Source organism: Neolewinella sp., assembly GCF_965214665.1.
Taxonomy (GTDB): domain Bacteria; phylum Bacteroidota; class Bacteroidia; order Chitinophagales; family Saprospiraceae; genus Neolewinella.
Genome location: NZ_OZ243970.1, coordinates 1,270,351 through 1,287,241 on the forward strand (window position 1 = coordinate 1,270,351; position 16,891 = coordinate 1,287,241).

Here is a 16,891-nt window from a genome sequence, read left to right on the forward strand (position 1 = left end):
ATGCCGGCATTTCGCCCAACGGGGGCGCCACCGCAGGCCGGCTCCACCAATCAGCTATCGGACCGCAATCAGCCATAAGGTACCGTTTTGAAACTTTATCGACACCCAAAATGCTCACCGCCGGCTTGACGATGGCGCAATGTTGGGCGATTTCGATTTTCTCATAGTACAGTTGAAGATTACATATTCTTTTTTACAATGACATCTAGGTTTTTTTGAAACATGCCAACCCCGGATAAAATTGCAAATCCAAGTGATATAAGGGAAAAAGCCTTGACGGTAGCTGCAAATTTTTTATCAGATAAATCTCCAAGCTCAAGTAATTTACTTGCAATTTCCTTTGTTATCCCACTTTCGCCTTTGGTTGCTATAAACTCCTTGAATAAATCCATGCTTTCATGGCCTTCAATAGAAGTTACCATATGATATATAGAAACTTGAGTCATACATAGGGTTTCGTTGCTAGCTTCATTTTCAGCGTTGTCCAGCTCTTCCACGTCTATAAAATAATCAAATTTTTCCAGTATTCTATTATAGTAGTGCAATTCTGCACGTACCCTTTTCCAAAATCCGTCTAACGAATACTCTGAAAGAAGCTGGTACACCTCCATTGTATTGTCTCTGGCTTTATTGTGTATTTCGCTAACACTTAAATCTTGCCTAGCCTTTTTCAACTTATCTATAGATAATTTCATCAGCTGTTTATCGGTAGTGGTGATGAAGTTAATTAGGTTTGATAAAGCAGGCTTATTCTTCAAATGCAAATCTCCGGATTTGTCTTTGTCAAAATTTGATGTATAAGTAGTAAAATCAATATTTGCTTTATTATATTTTACTAAGTCAGATTTAAGCACTAAATATCCGGCTATCCAAAAGTTACCTTCTAAAAGTAAAATCAAATGAAAATGTAACGAAAGAGTATATATGCTTACCAGCTTACGGCACAGCGATTCAACAATAACCGTACGATCTATTACCTTCCCATCGGCAATTTCAAAAACTTTATTTTCGTGAATTTGAGTTGCGTCATGGCTATCACTATTTCTAAAGGAGTTGATAAATTGTACCTCATCTTCAGATAATGTCTTCAAAAAGGGATTGTTTTGAAGTACCCACTGCTTAGTAACGTACTGTCCAACTTTCTTATATCCCTTATAATCTTTTCCACGCAAATATTTCTTCTTATTATACTCGTTTACTTGTATTGGACTATACCAAACTGGTTCTAGAGTAGAAATGTATTCCTTGTGGTAATTATGAGCGTGTATCAATAATCCAAAATAATTGTAGCCATTTTCGAAGAAACTGTTTATAAATTGAACCTTCCGGCCGATGCCCCACTGATTAACATCTTTAAAGTTGATAAAGGCATTTTTTACTATAAAAGACAATGTAAAATTACTATTTAATAAATCAGCTACATATACGGCGATTTCTAACGGATACTGGTATTTTAAATCAATAGCGTTATGCAACCATCTTTCAACGTTTTCTCTGTAAAAAGTTTCATGCTCCCCCAAAGCCGAGTCAGCCGATAGCCTAAAAAATGACTTCCGTAAGCTACTGATATTTTTATCTGTTCCATCATTCAAATCTTTTCCATCCTCAAGGCTATCCATTTTTCTAAAAAATTATCAAGTGGTAGAATGCTCAAATTACTGAGCAGTTTTTCGGAACATACATAATTTGGTGAGGACCGGCCGCCTAAAGCGGCTGTCGCCCAACACTAACCCACCCGCATTGCGCATGCACCCCCTATCCCTACGCAACTATTGACGGGTGTGCCGCCCATAGGGCTGTGTATGCGCAACAAAGTTAGCTCACTTTTACCAATTGACGGGTGTGCTTGGATTGACGAGTGTGTGACTTCCACGGGCGCACATACGCAATAATTAACCGCGGCGATCATCGTCCATTCGATCCAAGGGACTCACGATTCGCTCGCGTTCCGTGCTGCTGATGTGGGTGTACACCTCCGTTGTCTTACTGCTGTTGTGACCGAGCAATGCCTGTATGTGCCGAAGTCCAGTTCCCTGCTCCAAAAGGTGAGTGGCGTAGCTGTGACGGAGCGTATGAACGGTAGCGTAGGGGTTCACGCCACTTTGCTTCACGGCTCGCTTCAATATGGCCTGTACCGACCGGGGGGAATACCGACCGCCAGATTGTCCTTCGAACAACCAGTAGTCAGGTTGGAACTCCTGGTGGTATTGCTCCAGCTCAGCAATCAACGATCTGGGTAGCGTGGTGTAGCGGTCCTTATTGCCCTTCCCCCCGTGAACGAAAATTTGCATACGGTCGTAGTTGAGGTCCGTAAGCCGCAGGTTGCACACCTCCCCCAACCGAAGTCCGCCGCCGTAGATGACCTTCAGTACGCAGCGGTGTTTAAGGTTGGTAACCGAAGCTAAGAGTCGCCTCACCTCCTCCACACTGAGCACCTGCGGTAGGCGCTTCTCCTTACGGGGTCGTAATTCGATGAAGGTCTTTTCCCTGCCTTCGATCTTTTCCATCCAAAACTTCAGGGCGTTCAGTAGCTGGTGCTGCGACGAGCGCGAGTACCTACCGCCCTGAGATCGATCTAGGATGTAGCGTCGTACTACATCAACAGTTACACGTTCAGCCCTTAGCTCCTGATGGCTAGCAAAAAATCTTCGAAGGTGCGAAAGATAGCCCTTGACCGTGCGCCAAGCGTAACGACGCACTCGAAGTTCTTCTTCCGTGCGGTGTACGACCTCCTTCCAGTGGTTCGGAAGTGAAGTTTCATTTTTCTTCTGCTTTCGTTCGGCACCGTTTCCGGACGACTCCGTCGAATAAAGATCGAAAGTCCAGTGCAAACACCTGTTCCCGTAAGTAGCCGACAATGCCTTGAGTGTCCGTGCCACCGCCGGGGCCGACCAGTACCCTTGCTTGGCATGATACCGTACTTCCGGAATATCCTTCGTTGTTAGTTTCCATTTTTCGACGGGGATGCCGACTGGCTGAAAGATATACCGCGTCGCCGTGCTCCCGTTCACCTTTTGAATCAAAATCGTCATCACGGTCTTTTCCCACAAATGACGATGGTCCTTAGAGAACCACCTAACTTTAAACGTATACTTCCGAATTTAGGCGTTTATAAACGCATAAAGACATTCCCTCCACGGCTTCGCCCCCCATGCATCGAAACGCCTAGCCCAAGTGTTTTGCGCCGCTTAGCCCATTGCACCGGGTGAAAATAACGTGTACAAACATTTCTACGGGTGCGTAGCGGGTAAATTTCTCCCGAAAGTTCGTTCACCTAGGATGCTGCACCTGGCTTACATCTAGGGCCCCTACCCCAGATGACGCAGCCCCCTATTTCGTCCTCACCTGACACTGCTCTCTCCTAAGCCCTTTCCCGTTCAACCCGTACACCTTAACTCCTTAACTCCTTGACTCCTTGACTCCTTGACTCCTTGACTCCTTGACTCCTTGACTCCTTGACTCCCTAACTTATCGTACCTTTGCGCGCTCAAAAGCGACCCCCCCCCGCGCAATTTTCTTTCTATGCAGTCTATTCGTAACATCGCCATCATCGCCCACGTCGACCACGGTAAGACCACGCTGGTGGACAAAATGCTGCTCGCCGGACAGCTCTTCGGCGACCACGAACGGCCGGGTGAGCTCATCATGGACAGCAACGATCAGGAGCGCGAGCGTGGCATCACGATCCTGGCAAAGAACGTGTCCATCCAGTACCAGGGCACGAAGATCAATATCATTGATACCCCCGGCCACGCAGACTTCGGCGGTGAGGTAGAACGGGTACTCAATATGGCCGACGGCGTTCTCCTGCTCGTCGACGCTTTCGAGGGCCCCATGCCGCAGACGCGCTTCGTGATGGACAAGGCCCTCAAGCTAGGACTCAACCCCCTCGTAGTCATCAATAAGGTCGATAAGCCTAACTGTACCCCCGAGGAGGTGCACGAGATGGTGTTCGACCTCATGTTCAGCCTGGATGCCACCGAGGAGCAGCTTGACTTTCCCACGATCTACGGGTCGGCCAAGCAGGGGTGGATGAGCACCGACTGGCGCAAACCCACCGAAAACATCTTGCCGCTGCTTGACGCTATTCTGGAATACGTACCCGAACCCGTAATCAAGGAAGGAAACACCCAGTTGCTGGTCACTAGCATCGAGTTCAGTAAGTACATCGGGCGTATGGCCATTGGTAAGCTCAGCCGGGGTACCCTGAAGTCGAACCAGGCGCTCACGCTGATCAGTCGTGATGGCACGGAGACCAAAGCTCGCGCACGTAACCTTTACGTGTACGAAGGATTCGGCCGCGTAGAGGTCGACGAGGTACAGGCCGGCGACATCTGCGCCGTCTTCGGCGTGGAAGGCTTTGAGATCGGAGACACCATTGCCGACGGAGAGAACCCCGAAGCGCTACCGACCATCGACATCGACGAGCCGACGTTGAGTATGGTCTTTACCATTAACGATAGCCCCTTCTTTGGCAAAGAAGGTAAGTACGTCACCAGCCGCCACATCAAGGACCGGCTCACCGCCGAGCTCGAACGCAATCTGGCACTCCGCGTAGAGGATACCGATAGCGCCGATAAATTCCGCGTATTCGGGCGGGGGGTGATGCACCTTTCGGTGCTGATAGAGACGATGCGCCGCGAGGGCTACGAGCTCCAGATCGGCCAGCCCCAGGTCATCGTCAAGGAGATCGACGGGGAGAAAATGGAACCCGTAGAGGAACTTACGGTCGACCTACCCGAGGAGATGTCCGGCACGGCCATCAACATGATTACCCAGCGCAAGGGGATGATGCTGAGTATGACGCCGAAGGGCGAACGGGTGACGCTAGAATTCGAGATCCCCTCCCGCGGCATCATCGGACTGCGCAGTAATATGCTCACCGCTACCCAGGGCGAGGCTATCATGACGCACCGCTTTAAGGAGTTCCAATCCCATAAAGGAGAGATCCCCGGCCGCCTCAATGGCTCGCTAATTTCCATGGAAAACGGTAAGGCCATCCCCTACTCCATCAATAACCTGCAGGACCGCGGCCGCTTCTTCATCGACGCCAACGAGGAGATCTACGAAGGGCAGGTGATCGGCGAAAACAACCGCGCCGCCGACCTGGTCATCAATGTCACTAAGACAAAGAAGCTAACCAACATGCGCTCGTCGGGCAACGACGACAAAGCTCGCCTGGTACCGCCCCGTAAATTCTCCCTGGAGGAAGCGCTGGAGTATATCCAGGCCGATGAGTACGTCGAGGTGACCCCCGAAAGCCTACGCCTACGCAAAACACTGCTGCGTGAGGCCGAGCGCAAACGGGGGGAGAAAATTCTGTTCTAATTCGCAAGTAGCGGACGAACTGCCCACCCCCCCGCGATCAAGAATGGGAGCCTGCTTACCTTAAGGGGTCAAGCTATGCTCCTACCGCTCCGTTGTCTCGTACTGCTTCTCTTTCTGTCCCCCTCCTGCCTCCAGGCGCAGCAACCGCAGTGTACGGGGCCCAGCTACGCGCAGTTCCACGTCGATGCGGCCCGACGGGATGTCCGTCTGACCTGTGTAGTGGACTACCCACAAGCAAGCGGGAGGAGCAGCACCCTGGTCGGCGGCATGATCGATGGAGACATCTACCTTTCTCGCCACGCACCGGACGGAGACCGCCTATGGGAAATCGCCCTACCTACGGGAAGCGAGAGTACGGAACTGACTACCCTTAACACCCTACTGCTCGACCCCGACGGCATGATCGCCGGTGTCGGTAGCCTATTTCGTTCCGGCAATCAGTACGCCTTCCTGTTTCGCTACGATCCGGTAGCGGGCCGGCTGCTTTACCTGCGCGAAGCTGACTTTCCCAGCGACCCAAATACCCTATTGCTAGACCAGGCTGGCAACTACCTCATCACCGGCGCCCGCCTGAACCTACCGGCACCCGATTTCCTGCGCGCTTACCAGCAGCGACTGGACCGCGCCACGGGCTCCCCAATTGGCGAGGCTAACCTAATGGACCTCGACGGCGACGAGCGCATCTTCGATGCCGTACCCCACCCCGGGGGCGGCTTCGTAGTCACTGGTCAGGCCGTGCGGGGTGGAGGGGCCGGTAGCATCCGTACCCTGGTCGCCCGGATGAACGATTCGGGCGAGCTCTCCCAGGCCGTAATGGGCTTTGCCGCCGCACAGCGCAACGCTAGGATCTTCGGCTATGACGTTGAGGTAGTAAACGAGACCGTCTACGTCCTTCAGTGGGGCGACCTGGATACCCTGACCGGTTCCTTCCGCACCGCCCCCGCGCTTTCCGCCTTTGACCTAAACAACAACGTACTCTGGACCCGCCGCCTTAACCTCGACGACTACGACGGGGAAGTAGGTATCGAACTCGAACCCCACGCCGGAGGCCTCCTCATCTACGGCTATGCCCTCGGAAAGGAACGCGATATTTTTCTTATCCATACCGATCTGAACGGGGGGGTCCGCTGGGCCAACTCCTACATATTTCCCGGCCGGGTGCTACTCTACGCCCGGGCCAATCAGCAGCTCCTCCCCCGCCCCACCGGCATTGCGCTTACCGCTACCTACGTCTTCAACGGCGGCCGGAGCCACGAGGGGCTGTTACTACAACTTACACCCTCAGGGGCCGCGCTCAGCGATTGTGTGACCGTGCGGCCGCTTACCGTCACGGTCAGCAATCCGCCGGCCACATGGTCACCCACTACGTTAGTCAGTACTCCCTTTGCCGCAACTTTTTCCACTTTGGCTAGTGCTCCCACGCCCTCACTGCGGATCGACCTAACCGATGACTGCGATATCCCCTGCGACGATTGCGACCGGCAATCCTTCGTGAGCTTGCCGTTCTGCGCCGGGGACTCGGCGCTCGTCAACGGCAGGTGGCGTTCGGAGCCCGGCATCTACCGCGACACCTTCCCCTCCACTACCGAAAGCTGCGATTCCATCGTCACTACGGAGCTGTTACTGCAGGGTGGACCAACGGCTACCTACCGGCAAATCCAGAGTTGCGGACTGCCCACCGCCGAAGTGCGTATCGAGGTCACCGGGGGGGTGGCGCCCTACCGCTACCGCTGGTCCGACACTACCATTACGGGCGACCGTCCCAATCTGGCGGCAGGCACCTATACCGTGACCATCACGGACTCGCCAGCCTGTGCCCCAGTGACGCTACCTATTACCGTCAGCATCACCGAGGAATCCTTTTCGCTAATCACTAGGCCACCTACCTGCCCCAGCGGTAATGACGGAAGCATTGTGCTATCCCCCACCGGATCGGGAAGTTTGAGGTTGCTGCAGAATGCTACGTATTCTCCCGATTCACTCTCTGGGCTGACAGCTGGCGATTACAGTTTTATCGTCCGCACTACTTCCGGCTGCGAGGTATTTCGCCAGTTACAGGTTCCAGAATCAGCAGCTTCACTTCACTTAAGGCTTACCGGCCCCACCACCGTTACAGCGGGTACCCCCGTCACGTACACCACGGAAGTAGCCGCCTCCTCACCCACCATTAGCTACCGCTGGTCACCCCCCGAGCGGCTCGATTGCCCGGACTGTAGCAGCGCCACCGCTCGCTTCCTAACCGACACTACACTTACCGTCACCGCTTTGGATGAAAGCGGGTGCACTGCCTCCGATAGCTTACGCATCACGGTGCTACCGGGTGAGCCCAGCATCTACATCCCCAACGCCTTTAGTCCAAACGGTGACGGACAGAACGACCGGTGGGTACCGGGTTTTGGCCCTCAGGTGGCCCACATCCTCCGCTGGCAGGTATTCGACCGCTGGGGCACTGAAATCTGGGCCTACGATCCCCAAACCAAAACGACCTGGACCGGCGGGGCCGCAGGTGCGGGCGTTTATGTGTACAGCATCAGTCTGCAGCTCGTGACCGGTCAGATCGTACAGCGTTCGGGCTCCGTGACCCTCATTCGCTGATTAACTGGCAAGCTGCCGCACAATCAGCTCGCTCAGGTCATAAACCATCACCTCGTCCTGCTTTTCGCGGCTGGTTACGCCGTCGGTCATCATGGTGAGGCAGAAGGGGCAGTTCACGGCGATCACATCGGCATTCAGGCTAAGGGCCTCATCGGTCCGCTCGGTATTGATGCGTTTCTCCCCGGGCTCGTCCTCCTTCCACATCTGGGCCCCACCGGCTCCGCAGCAGAGTCCGTTCTGCCGACTCCGCTTCATCTCCACGAGCTGTCCGTCGATGGACCGAAGCACGTAGCGGGGCGCCTCGTAAATACCATTCGCCCGACCCAGGTAGCAGCTATCGTGGTAGGTGATTCGCTTGCCCTTGAACTCGCCGCCCTCAGTCATTTTTATTCTGCCCGCATCAATCAGTTCCTGGAGTAATTCCGTGTGGTGCACGATATCATAGTGCCCTCCCAGCGCCGGATACTCATTCTTGATCGTATTGAAGCAGTGCGGGCAGGCCGTCACCATCTTCTTCACGCTGTACATATTCAAGGTCTCGATATTCTGCAGCGCCACCATCTGGAACAGAAACTCGTTGCCGGCGCGGCGGGCGGGGTCGCCGGTGCAGGCCTCCTCATCTCCCAATATAGCAAACTCGATCCCGGCACTGGTCAAAATCTCTGCGAAGGCACGCGTTACCTTCTGGGCGCGGTCGTCGAAGGAGCCGGCGCAGCCTACCCAGAAGAGGATTTCGGGGGTTTTGTCTTGGGCGGCGTAGTCGGCCATGGTTTTTACTGTCACGGTTGTTGGGTTTTGCGTTGTTGGGTTGTTGGGTTCGATCGTCGTAGGTGTGGTAGGTGTGGTAGGTGTGGTAGGTGTGGTAGGTGTGGTAGGTGTGGTAGGTGTGGTAGGTGTGGTAGGTGTGGTAGGTGTGGTAGGTGTGGTAGGTGTGGTAGGTGTGGTAGGTGTGGTAGGTGTGGTAGGTGTGGTAGGTGTGGTAGGTGTGGTAGGTGTGGTAGGTGTGGTAGGTGTGGTAGGTGTGGTAGGTGTGGTAGGTGTGGTAGGTGTGGTAGGTGTGGTAGGTGTGGTAGGTGTGGTAGGTGTGGTAGGTGTGGTAGGTGTGGTAGGTGTGGTAGGTGTGGTAGGTGTGGTAGGTGTGGTAGGTGTGGTAGGTGTGGTAGGTGTGGTAGGTGTGGTAGGTGTGGTAGGTGTGGTAGGTGTGGTAACTTACTATTTACAGATTTTAGGGGATTGAAATTTAAGTCTTTTTCACCCTAGCGTTCGCGCGCGACTTGGCGAATAACTGAAGTAGGGACTGATACTCTTTTCCCAGAATACGGACGCTGTTCATATCTACAGGAATCTCACTTTCCGCAAGTATTTCTAACCAGAAAAGTGTCTCATCGCATTCTTCTACCACAATACAGAGCTTAGCGTACCATTCGCGCTTCGAACGCGCCCGACAGGCTGCACGATAATTAGCGGCCACCGATGTAGCGGACTTTATAATTTGATACCGCACCACATTGAGTGCCGGGTTCTTCTGCGCAGCCTGCATGAAATTGACCAAATCAATCGCGGCAGCTTTCGTCCGTCGTTTCAACGCAATAGCAAGCTCCTTACTTGACGTATGCCGCCCCCCATACCCAGATTCAGGTTCTAAAAAAAGCTCGTCATCAGCCCCCGTATCTACCCAATCGTCCATATCAAAATTTCTCCATTAATACAACTACATTCCATCTTCCGCCACAACTACCGCACCTTCAGTACCTGCTTCACAAGCAATACGACCACACCACTAACACACATATCACACCTACCACACCTATAACACCTCCGACGCCCGAACCCAACAACGCAACAACCCCACAACCCCACAACTACCCCTCCACCCAAGCAGTCCGAGAACTCCCCACACTCCAGGCCCGCTGCTGGTTCTCAATGCTATTAAACAACGGCATCCAATCCGCAGGTCCCTTAGCCTCCGTGAGAATTTCGTGGCGGCGCAGCTTATTGATCATCTCAAGGGGATTGATTAGGATCGGACAGGCTTCGACACAGGCATTGCAGGTCGTGCAGGCGTGAATCTCCTCGCGAGTGATGTAGTCCCAGAGGTTACGGCCATCGTCGAAGTTGTGTACACTGAGGAGACCTTCGTTATTGGGTGCGTATTCCGTATTGCCAGATCGGATCTTGCCACCGATCTCCTCGGCTCGGTCGCGTACATTCATTACGATCTTGCGGGGGCTCAGCTTTTTGCCAGTAATGTTAGCCGGGCAGACGGCGGTGCAGCGACCGCATTCGGTACAGGAGTAAGCCCCCAACACGTCAATCCAGCTCATCTGCGTCACGTCGTCGGCGCCAAACTCGGGCAGCGGGGCGTTCATGTCGGGCGCGGGGGCATCGGGGTCACCGAGACCCATCATGGTCTTCACCTCGTTCATCACCTCGGGCATGTTGATCATCTGGCCTTGGGGCTTGAGGCGAGCGAAGTAGGTATTGGGAAAGGCGAGCAGGATGTGCAGGTGCTTCGACTTCGGCAGGTAGTTTAAAAAAACGAAAACCATCAGGATGTGGCCCCACCAGCCGACCCGCTCCAGGGTGTGGAGGGTTGCTGCATCAAGATCACCAAAGAGTACGGGACCTAAGAAACCACTGACGGCGAAGTTCGTTGGCCGATAATGATCGGGGTCCATGTCCTGCAGCACCACATCCGTACCGTTCATCGTAAATATGCAAGCCAGCAGAATGAGCTCGAAAACAAGGATGAGATTAGCATCTAGCTTCGGCCAGCCCTGCATCTCCGGCTTGTGGAAGCGGGGAATAAACAGCACGTTGCGCCGCACCAGGAAGATGACCGTAGCCACGAAGGCGAGGATACTCAGCAGCTCGATCGTATTGATCACGAAATTGTACATCCCACCCAGCGGACCCAAAAACCAGCGGTGCACGCCGAAGATGCCGTCAATGAATATCTCGATCAGCTCGATCTGGGTAAAAATGAATGCCACGTATAGCATCAGGTGAAGCACGGCCGGGATAGGACGCTTGAACATCTTCTTCTGCCCGAAGGCCACCAGTAGCATGTTCTTCCAACGCGAAGCAGTAGGACCGGTTACCTCCTCATCCTTCCCCAGTAAGATGTTAGCCCGCACCTTACTGAATTGGAAGTACGCAAACCCGAGTGCCAGGAGGGCAACTACCGCAAAGACGATCGACTGTAGCATGCCCGTAAAGGTACCGGAGGCGGGTGGGCTCTCCAAGGATCGCTAGCGAAAATTCGCTAATTGGTCGGATGCTGCACCTGTCCCATGGCTATCGGGACGCCCCCTAGTTCGTTTGGTTCAGATTTTCGGTGCCGTAGAGGTGGAGATCCTTGTCCCGCAGGAGCTTGGTCCAGAAGATGATCTGACCGGTATGGTAGCTGAGGTGCTCCACGACGTGCAGGATGATGTAGTTGCCGTCGTGCACGTAGGCCTGCACGGGGCGCTCGGGGCGTAGGGAGGATGCATCTTGCTGCTCGATAATTGTTACTGCGGTACCGATGACCTTCGCCAGCTCGGTGAGTAGCTCTTGCTTGGTGTACCCGCCCGTAGCGGCAAACTCACTGTCGCGCCGGCGTACGTCCGGCAACTGTCCGATACCGTTGTGCATCCACTGTCGGATGTTGCCGCTTAGGTGCAGGAGTTGATTGCCAACACTGTTGGAGCTGCTGTTAGGGCGCTGCCAGACCTCCTGCTCCGTGAGCTCACCGATACAGACCGTGATGCGTTCCAGATTCCAGCGAAGAAAATGAACCGCGGCCTGGGTAAACTGAGTGTAGGTGGTATCCATAACTAGTGGGTGAACTTACCTTTGCGCGATTATGCAGCAGAAGGTAAATGTATTCAAGTTCGGGGGAGCATCGCTGAAGGATGCCGCGGCCATTCGCCACGTGGGTGAAATCCTGCAGGGCTTTGCAAAGCAATCACTGGTCATCATCGTATCGGCCATGGGCAAGACCACCAATGCCCTGGAGGAAGTGGCCTACGCCTACTGGCACGGCAAGCCCCAGGAAGCCCGCCGCAAGCTCAACGCGATCCATAACCAGACCACGACCATCATTGACGAGCTGTTCAGCGAGGTGCCGGAGGAACTGACGGCCGCCGTGAATGATCTCTTCGTCTCCGTAGAGTGGGCCCTGGACGAGGCGCCAAACGAGGAGTACGACTTCGACTACGACCAGATCGTCTCCCTCGGCGAGCTACTCAGTAGTCACATCGTGGCCGGCTACCTCAACCGTATCGGCCTACCCACCAGCTGGCTCGATGCCCGCGACGTAATCCAGACCGACAATACCTACCGCGAGGGTTGGGTCAAGTGGCCGGAAACCACCGAGCGGGCGGAGCGCCTCCTGCCCCCTCTACTCGCCCAGACCCCCTTCGTGATCACTCAGGGCTTCATCGGCAATACCAGCGAGAACTACACCACCACCCTGGGGCGCGAGGGCTCCGACTACTCGGCCGCCATCTTCAGCTACTGCCTCGACGCCGAGGCCATGAGCATCTGGAAGGATGTGCCCGGCGTACTCACCGCCGACCCGCGCATCTTCGAGAACGTCACCAAGCTCGACCGCCTGAGCTACAAGGAAGCCATCGAGATGACCTACTACGGGGCCAAGGTGATCCACCCCAAAACCATCAAGCCGCTACAAAACAAGAGCATCCCCCTCTACGTCCGCTCCTTCATCGAACCCGAACTGGAGGGCACCTACGTCTCCGACGATGCCGGCGACACCTACCCCCCCATGGTGGCCGTAGAGCGCGAGCAGGCCCTGATCAACATCAGTACCCGCGACTTCAGCTTCGTGGCCGAGCACCACATTAAGCAGCTCTTCGAGCACATCACCACCACCCGCCTGCAGGTGAACATGATGCAGAATACGGCCATCAGCTTCAACGTAGTGGTCAACGACATCGACGACCGGGTGGAGCGCTTCTGTGCGCTGGTAGACCGCGAGTTCAAAACCACGGTAGACCGTAACCTGGAACTTATCACCGTGCGTCACTATACCGCCGAGGTGGTGGAGAGCATGCGGCGCGGCAAGATGAACCTGCTGGAGGGCCGCTTGCCGCTGACGTTGCAAATGGTGGTGAAGGATGTGCCGGTGGTGCGGAGGAAGGAGGCTTAGTTGTGGCGTTGTTGGGTTGTGGCGTTGTGGCGCTGCTCGCTTCGCTCGTCCTGGAGTTGCTGCATGGCTTGTACCTGCGGCCCCGCCCACCTATCACGCCTATCACGCCTATCACGCCTATCACGCCTATCACGCCTATCACGCCTATCACGCCTATCACGCCTATCACGCCTGAAACTCAACAACCTAAAAACGCAACAACGCAACAACCCCTACCCCAAATCACTAGTAATCAACTTCAAAAACTCATTCCGCGTCCGTTCCGCCTTGAACGCCCCGGTAAAGGCCGAGGTGGTCGTCACGCTACTCTGCTTCTGCACCCCGCGCATCATCATGCACATGTGGCGGGCCTCGATGACTATGGCTACGCCGAGCGGATTGAGGGTATTGTGGATGGATTGTAAAATCTGATCCGTCAGCCGTTCCTGTACCTGAAGTCGGCGACTGAAGACCTCGATCACGCGGGGAATTTTACTCAGCCCCACGATGTAGCCATCCGGGATGTAGGCCACGTGCGCCTTGCCGAAGAAGGGCAGCAGGTGGTGTTCGCAGAGGGAATAGAGCTCGATGTCCTTCACGATGACCATTTCGGAGTAGTCCTCGGCGAACATGGCGGAGCGTAGAATTCGCTCGGCGTCCATGGCGTAGCCCTGGGTTAGGAACTGCATAGCTTTAGCGGCGCGCACGGGCGTTTTAAGCAGTCCGTCGCGGGAGGGATCCTCCTGGATGCCTTCGATAATCTGGGCGAAGTGCTCGCTGAGGAGTTCGGTGGTGGCCTCCTCGTACTTGACAACGTTCTGAAAGGGCATAGGTTAGGTTCTTCCCGCCGGACCGTAGTAGTCGGCGTAGATGTTTTCGGTTTCGTACAGGCGTACGCGGTAGAGGGCGGAGCCGGCTGCGGTGATGGGGCGCTCCAAATGCTCCCATATTTTAAGGGTCAGGTTCTCCGTAGTGGGTAGCACCCCGGTGAACCAGTCGGTATCCAGATTAAGATTGGCGTGATCCAGTTGATCCACGACCTCCTGCTTAATGATGGTCGACAGCACCTTGGCATCCATCACAAAGCCGGTGATCGGATCGGGCATTCCGCATACCGTGACGCGCAGATCATAATTATGGCCGTGCCAGTTGTGGTTGGCGCACTTGCCGAACACCTCACGGTTGCGCTCGTCGGTCCAGTCGGCGATGGCTAGCTTATGGGCGGCATTAAAGGTCTCGCGGCGGGTCAGGTAATGCATGGGTCGGCCGATTGGGGGCGCAAAGGTAATTAATCACCGCGCAGGTCGATCCGGCGCAGCTTATCCAACAACACGGCGACGCGCAGGTTGAGCCCCGGTCCGGCGTCGAAGTACTGGGAGTCAAGCAGTAGGTGCGCGCCCCGGGTTTCCACCCTCTGTAGGGTCGTATAGGTCACTACACCGGCGGGCTGTAGCAAGTTTTTCCAGTACAGCGCACTGTCCGTAAAGGCAAAGCCCTGCTTGCCGGAGCTCAGCAAACTCTGATCGCAAATCAGCAACAGCCGCTCATCCTTACCAGCCCCCAGGTACCCCCGGGTGGCATTGCGGAGCACCCTGGCGGGGGTGGTAATGAAATCAGTATAGACGGTTTCGGTCTCCTGGTCGAGGTCCAGGTAATCCATCACCAACTTAAACAGATCGACCGTCGTCCAGTCTACGCTCTGGTAGCGCAGCAGCCGTTGGGGCAGCATACCGGGGTGCAGTTCGGCGGCCGTTTCTACTACGAAGTACTCCACCAGTCCGGCCAGCACATTGTCCCGGCGGCGCTGTGCTTTACTCGGCACCAGCTCCCGGTTGAGGTATTCGGTCAGGCTCTTGATACTCACGTCTCGAATCTGCCGGAACGTCTCATCCTTACGGTAAACGGCCAGGTAATCGGGTAGCCGATCGGCACCGAAGTAGGCGGTCAGGCGCTCCCCGAGTCGGTCCTCGAAGGCGGTGCGCAGGTCGGCTACAGTCAGCGTCGAGGGCGGGGGTTGGAGCTCCTCTTCGCTAGGAGGATCGGGGGCCACATCGTGAAGTTCCAGCACCTCCTCTTCCAATCGGTGACCGCAGTTAGGACAGAAGCGGGCGGTCTCGGGTACGGTCTCTCCGCAGTTCGGGCAAATCAGCGCGGGGGGGGGCGGGGCCGCCGTCTCCTCGTCCGCCGAGCGTTGCGCAGCTTCGCTCGTCTGCCGAGGAGCATCCCCAAAGTCTACCTCAAACTCAACTTCAGGATGGCGCGGCGTCTCCTCCGGCACCGGCTCGGAGAAGAGATCAGTCACGACCGGCGTTTTTTTTTCCTGCTTTTTAGCTTTGGCCATAGCGATAAAGGCATCTAGTTCGGAACGCTGTTTGTCATCGAGGGTAGATTCGGCGGGGTCGATGATGGGCTCGGAATCTTCGGTCGTCAGGGTGTAATCCGGTAACGCTTCGTCCGCCGTCCCCCCCTCGTCCGCCGACTTCAAGCGGGGTCCCCCTACCCCCGCTTTCGTATGCGAAGCTTCGCTCGTCTGCCGAGGGGACTCCTCTAATGCAACTCCCACCTCCGGCACCTCCTCCGCCTCCCGCAGCATCAGCACCCGGTCAATCGCAAAGTCTCCTGCCGCCGACTCCCCGCTATCCACAAATCCGTGCTTGGCAAAAAAGGCAATAGCCCGCGCGTTGTACCCCCGCACCGCCACTTGCATCCCCTGGTAAGGTCCCACCTCCCGGATGGCCTCCCGCAGCAGCGCCTCCCCTACCCCCTTCCCCCAGTCGCTGCGCCGCACGATGAGCTCGGTGATCGTCGAGTACTCCCCCGGACTCCCCTCCAGAACCAGGTAGCCGGCTAGGGCCCGCCGCCGTTCGTCCCAGGCCGTGAAAACACTGTACTCTGGCTGCTCCAGCGCTTCCTGTACCCGTGTCCGCGCCCCCTCCACCATTGCATCATTCTCGCGCCGCTGCTCGTCGGTCAGCCCGGGCACGTCGAAGGACGGAAAGATGGCCTGCCAGACGAAGGTTTCCAGGTGGGTGAAGTCGCTTTCCCGGCCGGGGCGAGTGGTCATAGAAATTTACAATTTACCATTTACAGTGTACCATTTACGATTTGCGTGACAGCTCTCCCGATAGGTAACGGGTCGTGGTGGTAGATCAGTTGATAAGTACCCGTGAGCGTTGCCTCTTGTTTAATGTATTGCACCTGCGGCCCCGCCCTAGGTAACGCCTGCCCTACTTTGGTGACGTGCAAATGGTATATTGTAAACGGTACATTGTAACTTGTAAATTTTACCTTCGCCCCGTGCCCAACACCCGCACCATACACGACGCCGCCCGCTTTGGCCTGACCATCGAGCGACTGTGCCGGCACCTGATGGAGGAGCACGGTGACTTCCAGCAGAGCTGCCTGATCGGCATACAGACCGGGGGGGTGCAACTGGCCCAGCGGCTCTACGACCGGCTACGGGAACTGGGGGTGACAGGCCTACCCTTCGGAAAACTGGACATCACCTTTTACCGCGATGACTTTCGGACCAAGGCCGGACCGTTGACCGCCCACCCCACCGAGATCGACTTTCTGGTGGAGGACCGAAGGGTAATTCTGGTGGACGACGTGCTCTTCAGCGGCCGCACCGTGCTGAGTGCGATGACGGCCCTAAACCACTACGGCCGGCCGGCGGGGGTGGAACTGCTGGTGATGGTCGACCGGCGCTTCCGGCGCACCCTGCCCGTACAGGCCAACTACCGGGGGCTGGTGGTGGACACGTTGACCAATGAATACGTGGACGTGCAGTGGGCCGAGACTCACGGTAGCGACCAAATTTTACTCACCGGTTCCTAA

14 protein-coding genes are annotated in these 16,891 nt (G+C 55.6%); 5 read left to right on the forward strand and 9 right to left on the reverse strand.

Annotation, left to right across the window (positions count from 1 at the left end; genetic code table 11):
* Positions 1 to 179: 179 nt before the first annotated feature.
* A complete protein-coding gene (locus ACOOHD_RS05710) occupies positions 180 to 1,619 on the reverse strand; it encodes a hypothetical protein (protein WP_420460610.1) in 1,440 nt (479 codons plus the stop codon).
* A gap of 273 nt (positions 1,620 to 1,892) precedes the next feature.
* A complete protein-coding gene (locus ACOOHD_RS05715; protein WP_420461408.1) occupies positions 1,893 to 3,032 on the reverse strand; it encodes a tyrosine-type recombinase/integrase in 1,140 nt (379 codons plus the stop codon).
* A gap of 490 nt (positions 3,033 to 3,522) precedes the next feature.
* Here ACOOHD_RS05715 and typA point away from each other — a divergent pair, with 490 nt between their 5' ends.
* Positions 3,523 to 5,328, forward strand: coding sequence for a translational GTPase TypA (typA, locus tag ACOOHD_RS05720; protein WP_420460611.1), 1,806 nt, complete (start codon positions 3,523 to 3,525; stop codon positions 5,326 to 5,328).
* Between the two features lie 75 nt (positions 5,329 to 5,403).
* The gene (locus tag ACOOHD_RS05725; protein ID WP_420460612.1) at positions 5,404 to 7,923 is read left to right on the forward strand and encodes a gliding motility-associated C-terminal domain-containing protein; all 2,520 of its coding nucleotides are present in this window, start codon (positions 5,404 to 5,406) and stop codon (positions 7,921 to 7,923) included.
* Here ACOOHD_RS05725 and ACOOHD_RS05730 read toward each other — a convergent pair whose 3' ends face one another.
* A complete protein-coding gene (locus ACOOHD_RS05730) occupies positions 7,924 to 8,706 on the reverse strand; it encodes a (Fe-S)-binding protein (protein WP_420460613.1) in 783 nt (260 codons plus the stop codon).
* 25 nt (positions 8,707 to 8,731) lie between these two features.
* On the opposite strand from ACOOHD_RS05730, the gene ACOOHD_RS05735 reads away from it, so the two are divergent.
* Entirely contained in the window at positions 8,732 to 9,160 is a 429-nt protein-coding gene (locus ACOOHD_RS05735; RefSeq protein ID WP_420460614.1) for a hypothetical protein, read from the forward strand.
* A 3-nt stretch (positions 9,161 to 9,163) separates the two neighbouring features.
* On the opposite strand, the gene ACOOHD_RS05740 is transcribed toward ACOOHD_RS05735, so the two are convergent.
* From ACOOHD_RS05740 to ACOOHD_RS05750, 3 genes are all read right to left on the reverse strand, one after another.
* On the reverse strand, positions 9,164 to 9,610 hold the full coding sequence (locus ACOOHD_RS05740; protein WP_420460615.1) for a four helix bundle protein: 447 nt from the start codon (positions 9,608 to 9,610) through the stop codon (positions 9,164 to 9,166).
* Positions 9,611 to 9,785: 175 nt separating this feature from the next.
* The gene (locus ACOOHD_RS05745) at positions 9,786 to 11,132 is read right to left on the reverse strand and encodes a 4Fe-4S dicluster domain-containing protein (protein WP_420460616.1); all 1,347 of its coding nucleotides are present in this window, start codon (positions 11,130 to 11,132) and stop codon (positions 9,786 to 9,788) included.
* A gap of 103 nt (positions 11,133 to 11,235) precedes the next feature.
* Positions 11,236 to 11,739, reverse strand: a complete 504-nt coding sequence (locus tag ACOOHD_RS05750; RefSeq protein ID WP_420460617.1) for a DinB family protein — start codon at positions 11,737 to 11,739, stop codon at positions 11,236 to 11,238.
* Positions 11,740 to 11,770: 31 nt separating this feature from the next.
* Here ACOOHD_RS05750 and ACOOHD_RS05755 point away from each other — a divergent pair, with 31 nt between their 5' ends.
* The gene (locus tag ACOOHD_RS05755; protein ID WP_420460618.1) at positions 11,771 to 13,075 is read left to right on the forward strand and encodes an aspartate kinase; all 1,305 of its coding nucleotides are present in this window, start codon (positions 11,771 to 11,773) and stop codon (positions 13,073 to 13,075) included.
* Between the two features lie 212 nt (positions 13,076 to 13,287).
* On the opposite strand, the gene folE is transcribed toward ACOOHD_RS05755, so the two are convergent.
* The 3 genes from folE to ACOOHD_RS05770 are packed head-to-tail and all read right to left on the reverse strand — an operon-like array spanning position 13,288 to position 16,118.
* Positions 13,288 to 13,884, reverse strand: a complete 597-nt coding sequence (folE, locus tag ACOOHD_RS05760) for a GTP cyclohydrolase I FolE (protein ID WP_420460619.1) — start codon at positions 13,882 to 13,884, stop codon at positions 13,288 to 13,290.
* Between the two features lie 3 nt (positions 13,885 to 13,887).
* On the reverse strand, positions 13,888 to 14,313 hold the full coding sequence (locus ACOOHD_RS05765) for a 6-pyruvoyl trahydropterin synthase family protein (RefSeq protein ID WP_420460620.1): 426 nt from the start codon (positions 14,311 to 14,313) through the stop codon (positions 13,888 to 13,890).
* Positions 14,314 to 14,342: 29 nt separating this feature from the next.
* Positions 14,343 to 16,118, reverse strand: coding sequence for a GNAT family N-acetyltransferase (locus tag ACOOHD_RS05770; RefSeq protein WP_420460621.1), 1,776 nt, complete (start codon positions 16,116 to 16,118; stop codon positions 14,343 to 14,345).
* 233 nt (positions 16,119 to 16,351) lie between these two features.
* Between ACOOHD_RS05770 and pyrR the strand changes: the two genes are divergently transcribed.
* A complete protein-coding gene (gene pyrR / locus ACOOHD_RS05775) occupies positions 16,352 to 16,891 on the forward strand; it encodes a bifunctional pyr operon transcriptional regulator/uracil phosphoribosyltransferase PyrR (RefSeq protein ID WP_420460622.1) in 540 nt (179 codons plus the stop codon).